The organism is Streptomyces sp. NPDC001027 (genome assembly GCF_040299045.1).
GTDB lineage: Bacteria > Actinomycetota > Actinomycetes > Streptomycetales > Streptomycetaceae > Streptomyces.
On the sequence record NZ_JBEPBI010000016.1, the window covers coordinates 1 to 15,441 of the forward strand.

A 15,441-nucleotide genomic window follows, 5' to 3' on the forward strand; every position below is an offset into this window, starting at 1 on the left:
GGCTCCGCCGGCGGCTGCGCCGTCGTCGGGGCGGGCGGCTCCGCCGGACCGCGGACCTGTGGGCCGGGCTCCCCCGCCGACGGGGCGGCCGTGTCGAACAGCCACCGCTGACCGGCGGAACCGTCCCGTGGGGCGACGGCGAGGGTCCGTCCCGAGCCGTCGGCGTCACGGGCGAGGACCAGGTCGTCGTTGCGGCGCAGCAGGAGCTCGCCGCGGACGGTCAGGTCGAAGAACGTCTCGCCGGAGTGCACCAGACAGCCGGCCAGGGCGGTCGTGCGGCTGTGCGGGTCGGCGGCGAGGCAGAGCGTCGGGTCGGCGGAGCTGCGCAGCAGACCGTCCTCTTCGTACGACCACCGCTGGGTGGCGGCCTGCGAGCACGACGTGAGGACGATGGCCGCTCCGGTCGCCGGTCGGCCGCCCCGGACGTCGAGGCAGAGTTCCGTGTCCGGGCTGCGCAGCCTGCCCTGCGCGATCTCGGCGGACCGGGAGGCGGACGCGGCGGACGGGAAGGCGGAGGACGTACGGCTGCCCGAGCCTGCCGAGCCTGCCGAGCCGCCGGAGGCGCCCGAGCCGCCCTGCGGGGCGGTGCCCGGGGCGCTGATCCCGCCGGCGGGCGCGCCCCAGGTGGCTCCGGGGGCGGGGACGCCGGTGTCGACCGTCCAGCCCCTGGCCACGAAGACGGTCGCGACCAGCGCGAGGGCGGTGAGTCCTGCGCCCACGAGCACCGCCCTGGGCCGCCTGCCCGGCAGGGCGAGCAGGCCGGCCGAGGTGGTGCGATGACGGCCGGCGCCGGCGAGCGGGCGCACGGGGGCGGGCCGGGGAGCGGCGCCTGCTGCGGCCGTACGGGCGGGGCGCGACTCCAGGTAGCGCAGGGCGCCCCAGCCGAGCACGGTCTCGGCGAGCAGGACGTCCAGTCCGCCGTCGAAGTGGCTGAGCTGTTCGGCGGCGTGCCGACAGAAACGGCAGTGCGCGAGATGGTGCCGGACATCGGGCAGCAGGGTTCCGCCGCGACGCAGGGGGACGTCGAGGAGACGGTTGTAGAAGCGGCATTCACTGGTCGGCGCGAGTTCCCGGTGCGCGCGTACGCAGCCCGCCCGGAATTGTTCCCGCGCCTGTTCCAGGACTGCTGCCGCGGTGACCGCGTCCATGCCCGACAGACCAGCCGGTACGGTTATGGGTTCCGACTCGACCTCGGTGTGCCACAACAGGCATTGAGAGGCCGCCGGGAGCAACTGGAAAGCGCGTTCCGCGAGTTGCCGCCTTTCCGCGGTCACCGGTCGCGCGGCGCGCAGTCCGCGGCCGCCGACGGTTTTCCGCAGCTCCGGCAGAACGGCGGAAACCCCTTCGGCGCCGGCCCATTCCCGGACGGTCTCCCGGACGGCGACGAGGAGCTGGGGACGCAGGGCGCCTGCGGTGCGCCCGCCCGCGAGGCGGCCGAGCACCTCGTGGAACGCGGCGGCGGCCACCAGGCGCGCCGTGTCCTCGGTGCCGGCCAGACAGACGGTCGCGTAGTCGTGGGCGGCCCGCCAGTGACGGGCGAAGAGCAGGGCTATCGCGCGGTGCCGCCCCTCGTCGCCGGCCAGTCGGGCGATGAGTTGGGGGTCGGAATCCCCGGGGGTCCAGCCGGGTCGGGGCGGGTGGGGCGGGCGTGGGGGGTTGGGGGATTGCACGGAACCAATTCCTTCCAAGCCGACGAACGGCACGGAAGAGGACGTCGTCGGAAAGCAGGTGCCTGATTGGTGCGTACCTTTGGCCTGACCAGGCGCGTTGGCCGGATCTGGCCCATCCGTAAGGGGAGGCTCACCTTCGCACACGCGCCTCACGGGAAACAAGGAGTTCGAGTGACCCAAGTTCAAAGCGGGGGAATTTCAGAAAAGTTACCGGCGGTATCCGCACCGGTTTTCGAAACCGCACCGGACGGCCGGACTCAACTTGTGCCCATGGAAAGCAGGATGGCGCACGAAATCTCCAACCCCGGGTCTGTCGCGGCGACCCTTGCGCATCCGTCCGGGAGCCGACGAGACCGGACCGAAGGAACCCCCGAGGCGGCTCTCGGCGCACCGCCGTCACCGCCGCCGCTCAGCATCATCGGCAAGAGCGCCCAGCGCCCGGCCCTCAGCGCCCCGCACGCCCGCGCCCCACGCCTCCGGCCCCGACTTTCCGGGCCTGACACTCCACGCCTGTCGCCCGCGCCCGCACATGCAGGCGATCGGGGGCTGCGTCCTCGGCCTGACGGCGCCCCAGGCCCTGGAGGGCGCCGGGCCGGGCCTCGGCGGTGAGTTCGGGCCGACCGCCGCCGGGCGGGAGCTCTCGGCGGGCCGCACGATGCACGGCGCGGGGCGCATGGGGCCGCCGTCACCACACCGGCGACGTGGCCGACCGTGCGACGCGGCACGGGAGCAGAGGCGGGGGCGGGCGCATGCCCGGGAGCGCCCGGCCCCGCCGGTGCGCGAATCCGGCTCAGCCGTTGGGACGCAGGGTCCAGATCACGGTCATCTCGCCGGTGACGGCCCCGTCGGCGCGGCGGATCTCGATGGCGACCGGGAACTCGGGGCGCTCGCCGGCGTCGAGCTCCGCGATCACCTCGGCGGCCGGACGGCCCAGTGTGGCGGTGGCGGTGACCGGGCCCATGGCGAGCTTGCGGTAGGCGATCTCGGCGCCGACCGCGAGCGGCACCGCCCGGGAGAGCTGGTCGCCGAACGCGGCGAGGACGATCGCGCCGCTGGCGGACTCGCCGAGCGTGAACATCGCCCCGGCGTGCGGGCCGCCCACGTGGTTGTGGAACTCGCCCTGGTCCGGCAGGACGACCACGGCCTTCTCCGGCCCGGCCTCCAGGAACTCGAGGTGGAGGGTCCGGGCCATGGGCACGGTGGCGGCGAGCATCTCGCCGACGGACATCTGGTCTGCGCTCATACCCGGAGGTTACCTACGAGTAGCTTCGACTGGCCATACCGGTGTGACGAGCCCCGCACCCCGATTCGCGGTGACGTCGACGACATCCGCGCGCCGCCGGGACACGAACGGCCGTCACCGCAATCCGGGAGATCACGGACACCGTTCGCGTGGTCCTTCCGGCGGAACCCCGATTCGGTACGTCCCTGACAAGGGGCGGTGACCGAAACGTGTCCTGCGCAGCACTAGGGTTTCAGGCCATGTGGCCAGGACAGCAGCCGCCCGGGGGAGAGCAGAACCCGCAGGCGCAGAACAATCCGTACCAGCAGCCGGGATACCAGCAGCCGAACCCGTATCAGCAGCCCGGCTACCAGCAGCAGCCCAACCCCTATGCCCAGCAGCCCCAGTGGGGCGCCCCGTCGCCCGCGGGCGCGCCCACGCCGCCGCCCGGCAACGGCGGAGCCGGGGGCGGGGGCGGAGGCGACCGGACGAAGCTGGTCGCGATCGTCGCGGCCTCCGCCGTCGTCGTGGCCGCCGGAGTCACCGGTTTCCTCGTGCTGGGCGGCGGTGACGACGAGAAGACCGACGCGGGCAAGGGCAGCCCGAGCCCCACGACCTCCGCCTCCGCTTCGGCCTCCGCCTCGTCCGGCACGGACGACAACCCGCGCAGCAACGAGACCGAGAAGCCGACCGTCGCCGGCTGGAAGGTCGTCGTGAACCCCAAGTGGGGCCTCGCCTACGACGTGCCGGCGGACTGGGAGGTCCAGTCGCCAGGCCTGAGCCAGGGCTTCGAGTGGGAGGACAAGACGAAGTCCGACGGCTACGACCGGATCCTTCAGGGCGGCACGGCCGAGTTGAAGTCCAAGTGGTGCTCCACGGACTCCGACAAGGACGGCAAGACCGAGGACACCGCACTGGCCGTGGTCGGCTCCAAGGGCGCCGACGGCGCCAAGACCACCGACGAGATCGCGATCAACACGCCCGCCTGGTGGGTGTTCGGCGGCTACACCGAGCCGGACAAGAAGAGCCTCACCTTCGACAAGAAGGCCACCGCCTTCACCACCGCCTCGGGCATCAAGGGCAGTTACGCGTGGGCCCGGTCGACGAACACGCCCCAGAAGGGCAAGTGCGACAGCGACGGCAAGGCGATCACCTTCGGCTTCAAGAACTCCACGGGCGACTTCGTGTCGGTGAACCTCTACGGGGCCAAGGGCGTGAAGGACGAGCTCCCGAACGCCACGATCATGCAGATCCTCAGCACCGTTCGCCTGCACGGAACCCCGACGCACAACTAGGAAGCTGACCGCGGACCACGGGGGCGCGGGTCCCGGGCGGGGCCGGGCGAGGGGCGCCGGTCAGCCGATGCCGAAGGCGCCCTCGGGCGGCTCGGGCGACGGCACGGCGTCCTCGTCCCGCACCGGGCGCGCGTCCCCGATGAAACGGCGCAGGCCGGGGCCGTGCTCGACCCGGGCCGGGAACGCGTCGGAGGCCGTGCGGCGGGCCAGCGCGGTCACGTCGAGGGGGCGGTGCGCGGCGGCCAGGACCGCGTTGCCGAACCGGCGGCCGCGCAGCACGCCCGGCTCGGCGATGAGCACCAGCTCCTCGAAGACCGCCGCCAGGTTGGCGAGCTGGGAGCGCAGAAAGCCGAACGGCGCCGAGTCCGCGAGATTCGCGAGGTAGACGCCGTCACCGCGCAGCACCCGTCCGGCCTGGCGGGCGTAGGTGAGGGACGTCAGCGCGGCGGGGACCCGCGAGCCGCCGAAGACGTCGGCGACGAGGACGTCGGCGCACTCGTCCGGCGCCGCCTCCAGCCAGGCCCGCGCGTCCGCCGCGTGCAGGGCGATGCGCGCCCCGGCCGGCAGGGGCAGGCACTCGGCGACCAGGTCCAGCAAGCCGTGGTCGAACTCGACGACGTCCTGCCGGGAGCCGGGGCGGGTCGCGGCCAGGTACCGGGGCAGGGTGAGCGCGCCGCCGCCGAGATGCAGCGCGTCCAGCGGCCGCCCCGGCTCGGCGACGGTGTCCAGGACATGGCCCAGACGGCGTGTGTACTCGAACTCCAGATGGGCCGGCTCGTCGAGGTCGACGTAGGACTGCGGGGCCCCGTCGACCGTCAGCAGCCAGGCCCGACGCCGGTCGACGTCGGGCATCAGCTTGGCGACGCCGTGGTCGACGGCTCGGGTCACGGGTACGGGGTCGTCGTTCGCCTGCCGGCTCGCCTGGTCGTTCACGCTCTCATTGTGCCGGGGGGACCGCGGCGCGCGTCCGCCGTCCCCCCGTCCTGCTACGAGGTGCGGGCCGTGGTCACAGGACGGCCGTCACCGTGCCCGCCGCCACCGTGCGCCCGCCCTCGCGGACGGCGAAGCCCAGCCCGGGCTCCAACGGGACCTCCCGGCCCAGCTCGACGGTCATGGCGACGCGGTCACCGGGCCGCGCCACGGCGGCCTCCCCCAGGTCCACGTCCCCGACGACGTCCGCCGTGCGGATGTAGAACTGCGGCCGGTATCCGGTCGAGACGGGCGTGGCACGGCCGCCCTCCCGCGTCGACAGCACGTACACCTCGGCGGAGAACCTGCGACGGGGCGTCACGCTGCCGGGGGCGGCCACCACATGACCCCGGCGCACCGCGTCGCGCGGCACACCGCGCAGCAACAGCGCGACGCTGTCGCCGGCCTGCGCCTCGTCCATGGGCTTGCCGAACGTCTCCAGTCCCGTCACCACGCTGTCGACGCCCGCGCCCAGCACCTCGACCCGGTCGCCCACCCGCACCGTGCCCCGCTCCACCGCCCCGGTGACGACGGTCCCGCGGCCGGTGATGGTGAGCACGTTCTCCACGGGCAGCAGGAACGGCGCGTCGAGATACCGCTCGGGCAGCGGCACATAGGTGTCCACCGCGTCGAGCAGCGCGTCGACCGACGCCGTCCACCGGGGGTCGCCCGCGAGCGCCCGCAGCCCCGACACCCGGACGACGGGCGCGGAGTCGCCGCCGTAGCCGTGCTCGGTGAGCAGGTCGCGGACCTCCAGCTCGACGAGGTCGATGAGCTCCTCGTCCCCGGCGTCGGCCTTGTTGAGCGCGACGACGATGTGGTCGACCCCCACCTGCCGGGCGAGCAGGACGTGTTCGGCGGTCTGCGGCATGATCCCGTCGAGCGCGGAGACGACGAGGATCGCCCCGTCGAGCTGCGCGGCGCCGGTGACCATGTTCTTGACGTAGTCGGCGTGGCCCGGCATGTCGACGTGCGCGTAGTGCCGGGTGTCGGTCTCGTACTCGACGTGCGCGATGTTGATGGTGATGCCGCGCGCGGCCTCCTCCGGGGCGCGGTCGATGCGGTCGAACGGCACGAAGGCGCCGGTCCCGCGGTCGGCGAGGACCTTGGTGATGGCCGCGGTCAGGGTGGTCTTGCCGTGGTCGACGTGACCCATGGTGCCGATGTTGAGGTGCGGCTTGGTGCGCACGTAGGCGGTCTTGGGCATGGCTGTACCTCGAAGCGTGTCCGTAGGAGTTCCAGAGGAACGCGGACCCCGGGTCACTGCCCGACCCTCCCCCTGCGGGGTCCGCCGGACGATCCGGAGAGGGTCAGCTTCGGGCGCCGTCGACAGCGGCCGGGACAGGCGGGACGGCAGCCTTCGGGGCATCCGCTACTGCGGATGCGGCGAGGAGGAAGGCATACCGGAACATGTCGTCGATCATCGCGGACCGTTCGTCCGGTGTCGAAGGGTTTTCGGTGGTTCGGCACTCCGGCGGTCTGGCGATTCGGCGGTCTGGCGGTCTGGCGGTCTGGCGATTCGGCGGCCCGGTCGGCGGCCGGCCCTCAACCGGTCGGGACGCCGCCGATGTTCTTCAGCGCCTCGCGCACGCTCAGCGGCGCGAACCGGCCCCGCTCGCGGACGAGGAAGGCGCGGACGGCCTCCGGGTCGGTCTTGGCGTACTCGCGCAGGCTCCAGCCGATGGCCTTGCACACGAAGAAGTCGGGGTGCCCGGACTGGCGCAGGCAGTAGGCGAACAGACGGTCCGCGTCCGTGCGGTCCTTGTAGGTCAGCTGGTGGAGCAGGGCGGTGCGGGCGACCCACAGGTCGTCGTCCGCGATCCAGGCGTCCATGTCGGCGGTGAGCCGGGGATCGGCCGCGACGAGGGCGCCGACCACATGGGCGGCGAGCAGGTCCACCGTGTCCCACCAGGACGTCGTGGCGACGAGCCGGCGGGCCGTCGGCAGGAAGGCGGAGGACAGGCGACCCGCGTGCCGGCGCAGGTAGTCGACGGCGAAGTAGTGGTACTCGCGCTGCGGCAGCGCCCAGCAGCGCAGCGCGATCGCCGTGCAGTCGTCCTCACCGGGGCGCGGGGTTCCCGCCAGGACCGTGCGGGACAGGGTCCGGCGGTCGGGTGTGGGGAGGCCCAGGAACGGGGCGACGTCCTTCATGTACGCGCTCATCGCCGCCGCCCGGCCGGGATCGGCGGCGGCGCCGTACACGGACGTCAGCCGCTCCAGCACGACGTCGGCGAGAACGCTGTCCGGCACGTCGGGAGCGCCCGCACTTGTGACGGTCATGAGACGCACCATACGGCGATCACACATCTGCGTCAGTTACTGTCGCTGGATGCTCGATGCCACCACCAGCTCTGGCGGCACCGCCACGGCCCCTCCCCGGGCCATCGCCACGGAGCTCGTCGTCCCCGCCGTCCTCCCCCTGGGCCCCGGCGTCGCCACGCCCGCCGCCCCACCGGTCGTCGCCCGCGACACCGGTGCGGTCCGCGCGCCCGGCGCTCTCGCCGCGCGGTGCACCGCGGTGCTGCTCTCGCCCTGGTCCCGCCTGGCTCTGCTGGTCGCGCTGCTCGCCGCGGCCGCCACGAGCGTGCTGCTCTTCGAGCCGCAGAAGCTGCTCGCGGACGGCTGGCCACCGCAGTTGGGCGGCCCGTCGGCGGCCGTGGTCTTCGCGGTGGCGTACGGGCTGTGCACGGTGGCGTTCGTGCCGAGACCGCTGCTGAACCTGGCCGCGGGCGCGCTGTTCGGCTCGCAGTGGGGCGTCGCGGCGGCGCTGGCGGGCACGGTGCTGGGGGCCGGCACGGCCTTCGGACTGGGCCGCCTGCTGGGTCAGGAGGCCCTGCGGCCGCTGCTGCGCGGACGGCTGCTCACCGCGGCGGACGGGCAGCTCAGCCGGCACGGCCTGCGCTCGATGCTGGCGGCCCGGCTCTTTCCCGGAATACCGTTCGCGGCCGCGAACTACTGCGCCGCCGTCTCACGGATGAGCTGGCCGTCCTTCCTGATCGCGACCGCGCTCGGCTCGGTCCCCAACACGGCCGCGTACGTAGTCGCCGGGGCCCGTGCCTCCTCCCCCACCTCGCCGGCCTTCCTGATCGCCCTCGGCTGCATCGCCCTGCCGGCGGTCGGCGGCGCGGCGGTCGCCTGGCGCAAGCGCCACCACCTGCGGCGGGCGTGACCCGGTGACCGGCCCGGACCGGCCGCCGACGCCCCGCCGGCCGTAGCAGCCCCCTCCCCGGCTCCCGGCTCCCGGCTCCCGGCTCCCGGCTCCCGGCTCCCGGCTCCCGGCTCCCGGCTCCCGGCTCCCGGCTCCCGGCTCCCGGCTCCCGCAGGGGTCTACGCCCGGTACACGTCCAGTCGGCCGCACATCCCGAACCTCCCGTGCGCCGACGGCTCTTCGGCCCGTACGACCGCCTCGGCGAGGTAGGAGACGTCACCGTCCGCGAGCCGGTCGAGCTGCTCCGCCGTGGTCTGCGCCGCCGCCCGCGCACCGCGGAGCCGGCGCTCACGCCATGCGGCGAGCCGCGGCCGCACGAGCGCGGCGGCGGCCCGGTGAAACTCGGCCAGGGCGGCCGGCGGGGTCCGGCGCCTCGCGCAGCGCCTGGTAGCCCTCCAGCGCGAGGTCGCGCCGGTCCCGGGCGATCCTGGCCTGCTCCGCCTCCGGGACGCCGGCCGGGATCGCCGTCGCGGCGGCGTACGTCTCCGGGTCGGCGAGGTAGCGCGGGGGCAGCGTCAGCACCGCGTCGCCCGCTTCGGGCAGCCCGCTGTTCTGCATCAGCACCGTGATGCGCAGGTCGTCCTCGTGGACCAGCCGGTGGATCGTGCCGGGCGTGAACCAGGCGACCGCAGCTGCGACACCGCGACGCCGCCGGGCAGGCCCGCGTAGCCGCTCACCAGGGGTGCTCCTCGAGGTACTTGACGATCTCCGGCCGCTCCCAGGCGCCGTCGGCCACGACGACGCGATAGCGGCGGCTGAGCGTCTCGCCGGGGGCGAGCTCCAGTTCGTCGAAGAACGCCCAGGACGGGGCGATGCCCGCGAAGGGCTCGTTGCGGACGAACCAGTGGGCGGGGTGTGCGCCCCGGGCCCCGTCGTGGTCGTTCTCGGGGGCGTGCGCGAAGACGACGGTGGCGTGGCCGTCGGCGCCGTCGTGCTCGCCGGACAGCGCGAGCCACGGGCTCTGCGAGGCCATGAGCTCCGGCCCCTCCCCGTCCGGGCCGATGATCCGGCCGTCCCGGAAGCCCCGCGGGCCGCGCCAGAACAAGCCCGTGTAGCCGGCCATCTCCCGCCCCGCGGTGGTCGGGCTGCCGAAGCGCAGCGGCTCCTCCCGGCGGTTGACGACGACGCTGGTCCAGGTCAGCGCCCAGGAACCGGAGCCGTGGTCGACGTCGTGCACCTCGATCCGGCGCGACTCCTGCGCCCAGAGCTCCCCGCTGTGCGGCCGCCAGTCGAGACGCTCGGCAATGACGACCCGGCCGTCCCTCGCGGCGACCTCGTCGAAGCCCGCGTGCGTCATGGAGCCGACCCGCTCGGGCAGTTCGAGATAACCGTCGCCGTGGACGTACGAGTTGCCGCCCCACAGGTTGGCCCCCGAGAGGTGGGAGGCGGTCAGCGACAGGCCCTTGTGCCAGCGGTGGTCGTTCGGGCGGTAGTCGGTGACGACGTCGCCGGCCAGGGTCCGCACCGGGTGGACGTACGGCTTCGGCGCCTCCCAGGCGGCCTCCGGTCGGTAGACGTAGGCGAGCAGCTCCACGCCGGTGACCGGGTCGGTCACGGTGACCCGGTCACCGTGGGCGTGGACGAGCCGCAGCTCCCCGCTCACGCGGGCGCCTCCGCCCGCGCCGGGTCCGGGGCGTCGCCCGAGCCCGTGCCGGTGACAGTGCCCGTGCCGCCCGTGTCCCTGCCCGTGCCCGTGCCCGCGTCCGTGTTCGTGCCGGGCGCCCAGCCCGGGGCGCCGCCGTGCAGCGCCGTGTAGTAGGGGTCGCCGGGCCCGATCTCGCCCCGTCGCACCGTGGCGTCGGTGAACGCCGACTTGTACAGCGCGGTCACCAGCTCCAGGCTGGTGCGTCCGTCGGCGCCGCTGCTGCGCGGCCTGCGGCCGGCGCGCATGCTCTCGACCAGCTCCCGCAGCTGCGCGAGGTGGGAACTGGGGACGTCCGCGCCGAAGTCCCGCCAGCCCGCCGCCTCGTCGTCCGGGACACCGGGGGCGGGGGTGACGCGCCAGTCGGCGTTGGAGTGGCCGTAGAGGTGGGTGAGCTCGACGGTGGCCCGTTCGCAGTCGATGCGGATCCGGCTGACCTCGTCGGGGCTCAGGACGCTGTTGACGACCGTGGCCAGGGCGCCGCTCTCGAAGCGGACCAGCGCGGTGGACACGTCCTCCGTCTCCACGTCGTGCACGAGCCGGCCGGCCATCGCGCGCACCTCGCTCCACGGGCCGAGCAGGTCGAGCATGAGGTCCATCTGGTGGATGCCGTGGCCCATGGCCGGGCCGCCGCCCTCGGTCTGCCAGCGGCCGCGCCAGGGCACGGCGTAGTACGCGGCGTCGCGGTACCAGGTGGTCTGGCAGTGCACGACGAGCGGCCGTCCGAAGGCCTGCTCGGCGAGCAGCCGCCGCACATGCCGCGTCCCGGACCCGAAGCGGTGCTGGAAGACGATCGACGAGTACGGGCCGCCCTGTGCGCCCTCCTCCGCCTCCACGGCCGCGTAGTCGGCGAGGGTCGGCACGGGCGGCTTCTCGCACCACACCCAGGCGCCCGCCCGCAGCGCGGCGATGCTCTGCTCGCGGTGCAGGGTCGGCGGGGTGCAGATGGTCACGAGGTCGGGTCGCTGCTCCGCCAGCATCAGCTCCAGATCGGTGTAGGCGTGCGGGACGCCCTCGTCCGCGCAGAACGCCCGGACGGCGGTGGCATCGATGTCAACGGCCGCCACGACCTCGGTCTCGCCCTCGGCGGCGAGCTCCTGGAGGGCCGGCAGATGGGAACCGCGGCCGATGGCGCCGACGCCGATCACGGCGGCCCGGATGCGGCGGCCGTCGAGCGGGACGCGGGGCGGAGTGGTGGTGGACATGGACGTGATCAGCACTCCTGTGACGTGCGGCCGTTCAGCCGGGCGGGCCAGCGACGATCGGGAAGCGTGCAGGACAGATGCACAGCAAGCGCTTTCCCGTCGGCAGCAACGTATGCGGCGGCCGGGCGGCGGGTCAACCATGCGCATACCCCCGCCGCACACCGGCGGGCGAGCGACGGGCGGGCGGCGGGCCAGCGGCAGACGTCTGGCGGGCGGCGGCCGCGGCGTCCCCCGAAACCCCTGTGAACGAGGCGGCACACGAGACCGCTACCCTTCCTTTGCACAGTCTTGAATCGACGGCCGCGGCTGCCTGCCGTCGCCGTCGCCCCTCTCCGATCGGCACTTGGACTCCGTAACCTCATGTCTTGGTTTGAATCCCTCGTCCTCGGACTCGTCCAGGGGCTGACCGAGTTCCTCCCCGTCTCCTCCAGCGCGCACCTGCGGCTGACCGCGGCGTTCTCCGGGTGGAAGGACCCCGGCGCCGCGTTCACGGCGATCACGCAGATCGGCACGGAGGCCGCGGTCCTCATCTACTTCCGCAAGGACATCGGCCGGATCATCGCGGCGTGGAGCCGGTCGCTGTTCGACAAGACGATGCGCAAGGACCACGACGCCCAGATGGGCTGGCTGGTGATCGTCGGCTCGATCCCGATCGGCCTGCTGGGCGTGACCCTGAAGGACCAGATCGAGGGGCCCTTCCGCGACCTGCGGATCACCGCCACCATGCTCGTCGTCGTCGGCATAGTGATCGGCGTCGCCGACCGTCTCGCGGCACGCGACGAGACCGGCGGGAAGCACCGCGCGCCCAAGCAGCGCAAGACCCTGGAGAACCTGGGCGTCAAGGACGGCCTGATCTTCGGCCTCTGCCAGGCCTGCGCGTTGATCCCCGGCGTCTCCCGTTCCGGCGCCACCATCAGCGGCGGTCTGTTCATGGGCTACAAGCGCGAGGCCGCGGCGCGTTACTCGTTCCTGCTGGCCATCCCGGCCGTGCTGGCCTCCGGAGTCTTCGAGACCAAGGACGCGCTGGAGGGCGGCCATGTGGCGTGGGGGCCGACGCTGTTCGCGACGGTCATCGCGTTCGCGTCCGGATACGCCGTCATCGCCTGGTTCATGAAGTTCATCTCCACCAAGTCGTTCATGCCGTTCGTCTACTACCGAGTCGTCCTGGGCGTCGTGATCATCGCCCTGGTCGCGACGGGCGCGCTGAGCCCGCACGCGGCGGAGTCGGCGGGCTGACGCGTCGGCCCGGTCCGTCCCTGCTCGGCCAGAGCGGGTCGGACCAGGCCGGACCGCATTGGGCCGGATCGGGCCGGTTCGGGCCGGGTTCGGGACGCGGAACGGCGGGGCAGGTGAACTCGCCGCAGGGTCGGCCCGGTTGATCGATCAGCCGTGACCAAGCCCATATCGGCGGGCGTAGCCGTCCGGTAGCGCAGTGTCAGTTCTTGCGCCTAGGCTTGGCCCATGTCCCCCACTTCTGTCTCCCCTGGTTCCGTGCGGTCCGCTGCCGAGGTGAACGAGCGGATCCGGGCGCTCTGGATGCGCGCCGGCGGGTCGCTGTCGACCCAGGAGCGGGCGGAGTACGAGCTGTTGGTGGTGGAGTGGGCGTCGGCGATCCGCGGCGAAGTGGTCAAGGCGGCCTGAGCCCCCACACCGCCACCGTCGCCGCCGATACCCGCAGATACCCGCCGTCGCCCACCGTCACCCGTCGTCAGAGCAGACTCTCGTCGCGGACGGTCCACTCCGCGCCCAACTCGCGCCGCAGAGCCGCCAGGGCCGCCTGCGCCTGCTCCTTGAAGCGCTCGCGTTCCCCCTCCGGCCAGGGCGACGGATTCGGCGGGTAGGACCAGTCGATCGACGACTGATACCAGTCGGACAGCCTGGCCAGCTCCGTCCTGGTCGCCGGGCTGATCGGGAGCCGACACAGCTCGACGGGGTAGCCGTACTCACTGCGCGTGTCCTGCGGCCACAACGGAGTGTCCACGCCGGCCTCGAAGAAGAACCTCAGGGATCGGGTCACACGGCATCCTCCCTCACCCGGTGGGCGTCCTCGCCGGGCCGGCGCTCCCGAGGACCTCGTCGGCGTCGTCGGCGAAGGTCCACACGGCACGGCTGCCGGGGCCCACGACCAGGGTCGAGTGACCGATCCTCTCGACGTGCCGGTCGGCCACGGGCCGGTTGAGCGACATGTCGACGCGACGCAGCCCGGCCTGGTCACGCGGCACCGGGTCGAGCCGAATCGTGGTGCCGCCGCACTCCGCGACGACGCCGCCGCCCGTCACGTTGCGGACGACGAATCCCCCGGCCCGCAGCAGCGGCACGGTGTCGGCGAGGTCGCCCTCGGTGACCGCGAGCCGGACGGACGTCACGTCACGCATCAGACGGGTGCGGTAGCCGTCGCCGAGGTAGCGCTCCCTGCCGACGTCACCGGGAAAGCTCGCCGGCTCGGTGTTGCCGCGAGGATCGGCGAAGTACTCGGGCCGGTACTCCATCGCCCAGGCCCCGAACGCGTCGTACTCGGCGGTGGTGAGGACGGCGTCGAACCACGGCACGGGCACACCGTCGCCGAAGTCCCGGGTCTGGAGGAACTCGACGGGATCCGCGACCCCCTCGCTCCTCAGGCGCTCGGCGACCGTCGCCAGGTCCCCCTCCCGTTCGGTCGACAGCCCCAGCCCGGCCGAGCCGAGGGCGCCGTCCCGGCCGGCGATGTCACTGACTCCGAACAGTTCCAGGTAGGTCTCGCGGCCCATCAGATAGCGGCCGGTCCACGTCTGTCCGCCGGTCCCGGTGGTGGTGCGGACCTGGAAGTCGGCGAAGTCCGAGAGGTAGTCGGAGTGTTCGACCGCGTCGGCGGTCTCCCGGTCGAGGACTCCGTAGGAGTGGTTGTAGAACAACAGCTGCCGGTCGTCCGAGGGTCGGCTCCCCTCGGCCTGCGCCGTGCCCACGCCACCCCCGATCGCTCCGGCGAGGGTCACAGCGAGCACGACGATCATCCGTAAGGTCCGACGCATCAGCATGCGAGCGATCGTAGGACGGCCAGGACCCGGCCGTGGTTCCTTTCCGGACGACCGCGAAGGCGTCCTGCCGAGGCTTCCGCCGGAGGCTCCCTGCGAACGCGTCCTGCCAAGACATTCGGACCCGCCGGATCCCACGGCCGCAGCCGTCTATCGGTTTCCGGCCACACGCCATAGCATCGCGTGACATGGAAAACCTCAACTCGCCTTGTTTGCAGGCCTGTTGGAGAACAGCGGCACGGTGGGAGCGACGATGACGGCTCGAAACCTGTGGGACGAGATCCCTGCGACCGTGCCCGGTGCGGCGGCGCAGCGGCAACTCGGATCCGGCCGGTACGCCTTTCGCTCCCGGACCAGTTCGGTCGCCTGGTGGGCTTCATTCATGTTCCTGCTGGTCACGGCGTTCTGCGTGATGATGGTCTTCGTCATCAGCGATGAGAGCGAGTGGACGAACGCGATCCTCTTCATCATCCTCGGCGGGGGCTCCTTCCTCGGGGCGATCTCCGTCCCGCTGGCCGCACGGTTCAGACCGGTCGCCTGGTGTGCGGTCTTCGACCGTGGCGTCGTCTACCAGTACGGTTCGCAGTCGCCGATCGCCGGGACCTGGGACGAGATCACCGGATGCCAGCGGCACGCGACGGACCTCGTCCGCAACGGGGTCAAGATGTCCACCACCCATACCGTGTACGTCCAGATGCCGGCCGGCAACTTCACGGTGTCGGGCGACACTCCGGGCGCGCAGGAGATCGGCTCCCAGATCGCCCACAGCTGGGCCGCCGTCCAGAACCGGATCGCGCAGGAGGACGCCACGGCCCGGCTGGCCGAACTCGCCGAGTTGCTGCAGGCCGGTGAGCGCCTGCAGTTCGGACCGTTCACCGTGGGCCCGGCCGGGCTCGAGCACGGGGGCACGGTCCTGGACTGGAAGAGGGTCAGCGAGGTCGAACTGATGGGATCGACCATCTGCGTCGTGGTCAACGGTGAGCGCAAGCCGGTGCGGGAGCCGGTCTCCGGCGTGCCGGACCCGGTGCTGTTCCTCACCGTGGCGGACGCCATGCTGCGGGCCGCGCGACAGGCCGGGTGAGTCAGGTCCGCGCCGGCGACCGCTTCGACCGCCGCGTCCCGTCTGTCGGTCGCCGGATTCGGCACTGCGACCCGAACCGCGTGGTGGTTACCCTCGAGTCACGTTGACCTGCACAGACGACCCGATCGGACTACGTTC

14 protein-coding genes and 1 pseudogene are annotated in these 15,441 nt (G+C 72.9%); 5 read left to right on the top strand and 10 right to left on the bottom strand.

Annotated features, from left to right (window positions below; all coding sequences use genetic code 11):
- Together ABT300_RS07680 and ABT300_RS07685 are read right to left on the bottom strand one after the other, a co-directional pair.
- Positions 1-1,670: RICIN domain-containing protein (locus tag ABT300_RS07680; protein ID WP_351673105.1), on the bottom strand; the 1,670-nt coding region annotated here is incomplete at its 3' end.
- Positions 1,671-2,460: 790 nt separating this feature from the next.
- Complete coding sequence (locus tag ABT300_RS07685; RefSeq protein ID WP_351673221.1) at positions 2,461-2,898, bottom strand: DUF4442 domain-containing protein; 438 nt, start codon at positions 2,896-2,898, stop codon at positions 2,461-2,463.
- 254 nt (positions 2,899-3,152) lie between these two features.
- Between ABT300_RS07685 and ABT300_RS07690 the strand changes: the two genes are divergently transcribed.
- On the top strand, positions 3,153-4,187 hold the full coding sequence (locus ABT300_RS07690) for a DUF8017 domain-containing protein (RefSeq protein WP_351673107.1): 1,035 nt from the start codon (positions 3,153-3,155) through the stop codon (positions 4,185-4,187).
- A 60-nt stretch (positions 4,188-4,247) separates the two neighbouring features.
- On the opposite strand, the gene ABT300_RS07695 is transcribed toward ABT300_RS07690, so the two are convergent.
- From ABT300_RS07695 to ABT300_RS07705, 3 genes are all read right to left on the bottom strand, one after another.
- Entirely contained in the window at positions 4,248-5,039 is a 792-nt protein-coding gene (locus ABT300_RS07695; RefSeq protein WP_351673223.1) for a spermidine synthase, read from the bottom strand.
- 154 nt (positions 5,040-5,193) lie between these two features.
- Complete coding sequence (tuf, locus tag ABT300_RS07700; protein WP_351673109.1) at positions 5,194-6,363, bottom strand: elongation factor Tu; 1,170 nt, start codon at positions 6,361-6,363, stop codon at positions 5,194-5,196.
- Between the two features lie 338 nt (positions 6,364-6,701).
- The gene (locus tag ABT300_RS07705; RefSeq protein WP_351673111.1) at positions 6,702-7,436 is read right to left on the bottom strand and encodes a DNA alkylation repair protein; all 735 of its coding nucleotides are present in this window, start codon (positions 7,434-7,436) and stop codon (positions 6,702-6,704) included.
- A gap of 49 nt (positions 7,437-7,485) precedes the next feature.
- Here ABT300_RS07705 and ABT300_RS07710 point away from each other — a divergent pair, with 49 nt between their 5' ends.
- Complete coding sequence (locus ABT300_RS07710; RefSeq protein ID WP_351673113.1) at positions 7,486-8,325, top strand: TVP38/TMEM64 family protein; 840 nt, start codon at positions 7,486-7,488, stop codon at positions 8,323-8,325.
- A gap of 158 nt (positions 8,326-8,483) precedes the next feature.
- Here ABT300_RS07710 and ABT300_RS07715 read toward each other — a convergent pair.
- The 3 genes and pseudogenes from ABT300_RS07715 to ABT300_RS07725 form a co-directional block, all read right to left on the bottom strand.
- Positions 8,484-8,994, bottom strand: a pseudogene (locus tag ABT300_RS07715) (cupin); the annotation flags it as partial.
- 43 nt (positions 8,995-9,037) lie between these two features.
- On the bottom strand, positions 9,038-9,967 hold the full coding sequence (locus tag ABT300_RS07720) for a DUF6807 domain-containing protein (protein WP_351673115.1): 930 nt from the start codon (positions 9,965-9,967) through the stop codon (positions 9,038-9,040).
- Entirely contained in the window at positions 9,964-11,211 is a 1,248-nt protein-coding gene (locus tag ABT300_RS07725) for a Gfo/Idh/MocA family protein (protein WP_351673117.1), read from the bottom strand. Before ABT300_RS07725 ends, ABT300_RS07720 begins: the two co-directional genes overlap by 4 nt.
- 360 nt (positions 11,212-11,571) lie before the next feature.
- Here ABT300_RS07725 and ABT300_RS07730 point away from each other — a divergent pair, with 360 nt between their 5' ends.
- Entirely contained in the window at positions 11,572-12,447 is an 876-nt protein-coding gene (locus ABT300_RS07730; RefSeq protein WP_351673119.1) for an undecaprenyl-diphosphate phosphatase, read from the top strand.
- Between the two features lie 225 nt (positions 12,448-12,672).
- Positions 12,673-12,852, top strand: a complete 180-nt coding sequence (locus tag ABT300_RS07735) for a hypothetical protein (RefSeq protein ID WP_306954120.1) — start codon at positions 12,673-12,675, stop codon at positions 12,850-12,852.
- A 67-nt stretch (positions 12,853-12,919) separates the two neighbouring features.
- Here the strand turns inward: ABT300_RS07735 and ABT300_RS07740 are convergent, their stop codons facing one another.
- Entirely contained in the window at positions 12,920-13,228 is a 309-nt protein-coding gene (locus ABT300_RS07740) for an immunity protein CdiI family protein (protein ID WP_351673122.1), read from the bottom strand.
- Positions 13,229-13,241: 13 nt separating this feature from the next.
- Positions 13,242-14,201 carry a DUF5829 family protein gene (locus ABT300_RS07745; protein WP_351673225.1) on the bottom strand — a complete coding sequence of 320 codons (960 nt, stop codon included), beginning with the start codon at positions 14,199-14,201 and terminating at the stop codon, positions 13,242-13,244.
- Between the two features lie 274 nt (positions 14,202-14,475).
- On the opposite strand from ABT300_RS07745, the gene ABT300_RS07750 reads away from it, so the two are divergent.
- Complete coding sequence (locus ABT300_RS07750) at positions 14,476-15,303, top strand: DUF6585 family protein (RefSeq protein WP_351673123.1); 828 nt, start codon at positions 14,476-14,478, stop codon at positions 15,301-15,303.
- Positions 15,304-15,441: the final 138 nt, after the last annotated feature.

Coding starts and splice junctions, on each gene's coding strand:
- ABT300_RS07745 (WP_351673225.1), bottom strand. CDS start 14,201: ATGATCGTCGTGCTCGCTGTGACCCTCGCCGGAGCGATCGGGGGTGGC.
- ABT300_RS07705 (WP_351673111.1), bottom strand. CDS start 7,436: ATGACCGTCACAAGTGCGGGCGCTCCCGACGTGCCGGACAGCGTTCTC.
- ABT300_RS07690 (WP_351673107.1), top strand. CDS start 3,153: ATGTGGCCAGGACAGCAGCCGCCCGGGGGAGAGCAGAACCCGCAGGCG.
- ABT300_RS07710 (WP_351673113.1), top strand. CDS start 7,486: ATGCTCGATGCCACCACCAGCTCTGGCGGCACCGCCACGGCCCCTCCC.
- ABT300_RS07730 (WP_351673119.1), top strand. CDS start 11,572: ATGTCTTGGTTTGAATCCCTCGTCCTCGGACTCGTCCAGGGGCTGACC.
- ABT300_RS07695 (WP_351673223.1), bottom strand. CDS start 5,039: ATGCCCGACGTCGACCGGCGTCGGGCCTGGCTGCTGACGGTCGACGGG.
- ABT300_RS07685 (WP_351673221.1), bottom strand. CDS start 2,898: ATGTCCGTCGGCGAGATGCTCGCCGCCACCGTGCCCATGGCCCGGACC.
- ABT300_RS07735 (WP_306954120.1), top strand. CDS start 12,673: ATGTCCCCCACTTCTGTCTCCCCTGGTTCCGTGCGGTCCGCTGCCGAG.
- tuf (WP_351673109.1), bottom strand. CDS start 6,363: ATGCCCAAGACCGCCTACGTGCGCACCAAGCCGCACCTCAACATCGGC.
- ABT300_RS07750 (WP_351673123.1), top strand. CDS start 14,476: ATGACGGCTCGAAACCTGTGGGACGAGATCCCTGCGACCGTGCCCGGT.
- ABT300_RS07725 (WP_351673117.1), bottom strand. CDS start 11,211: ATGTCCACCACCACTCCGCCCCGCGTCCCGCTCGACGGCCGCCGCATC.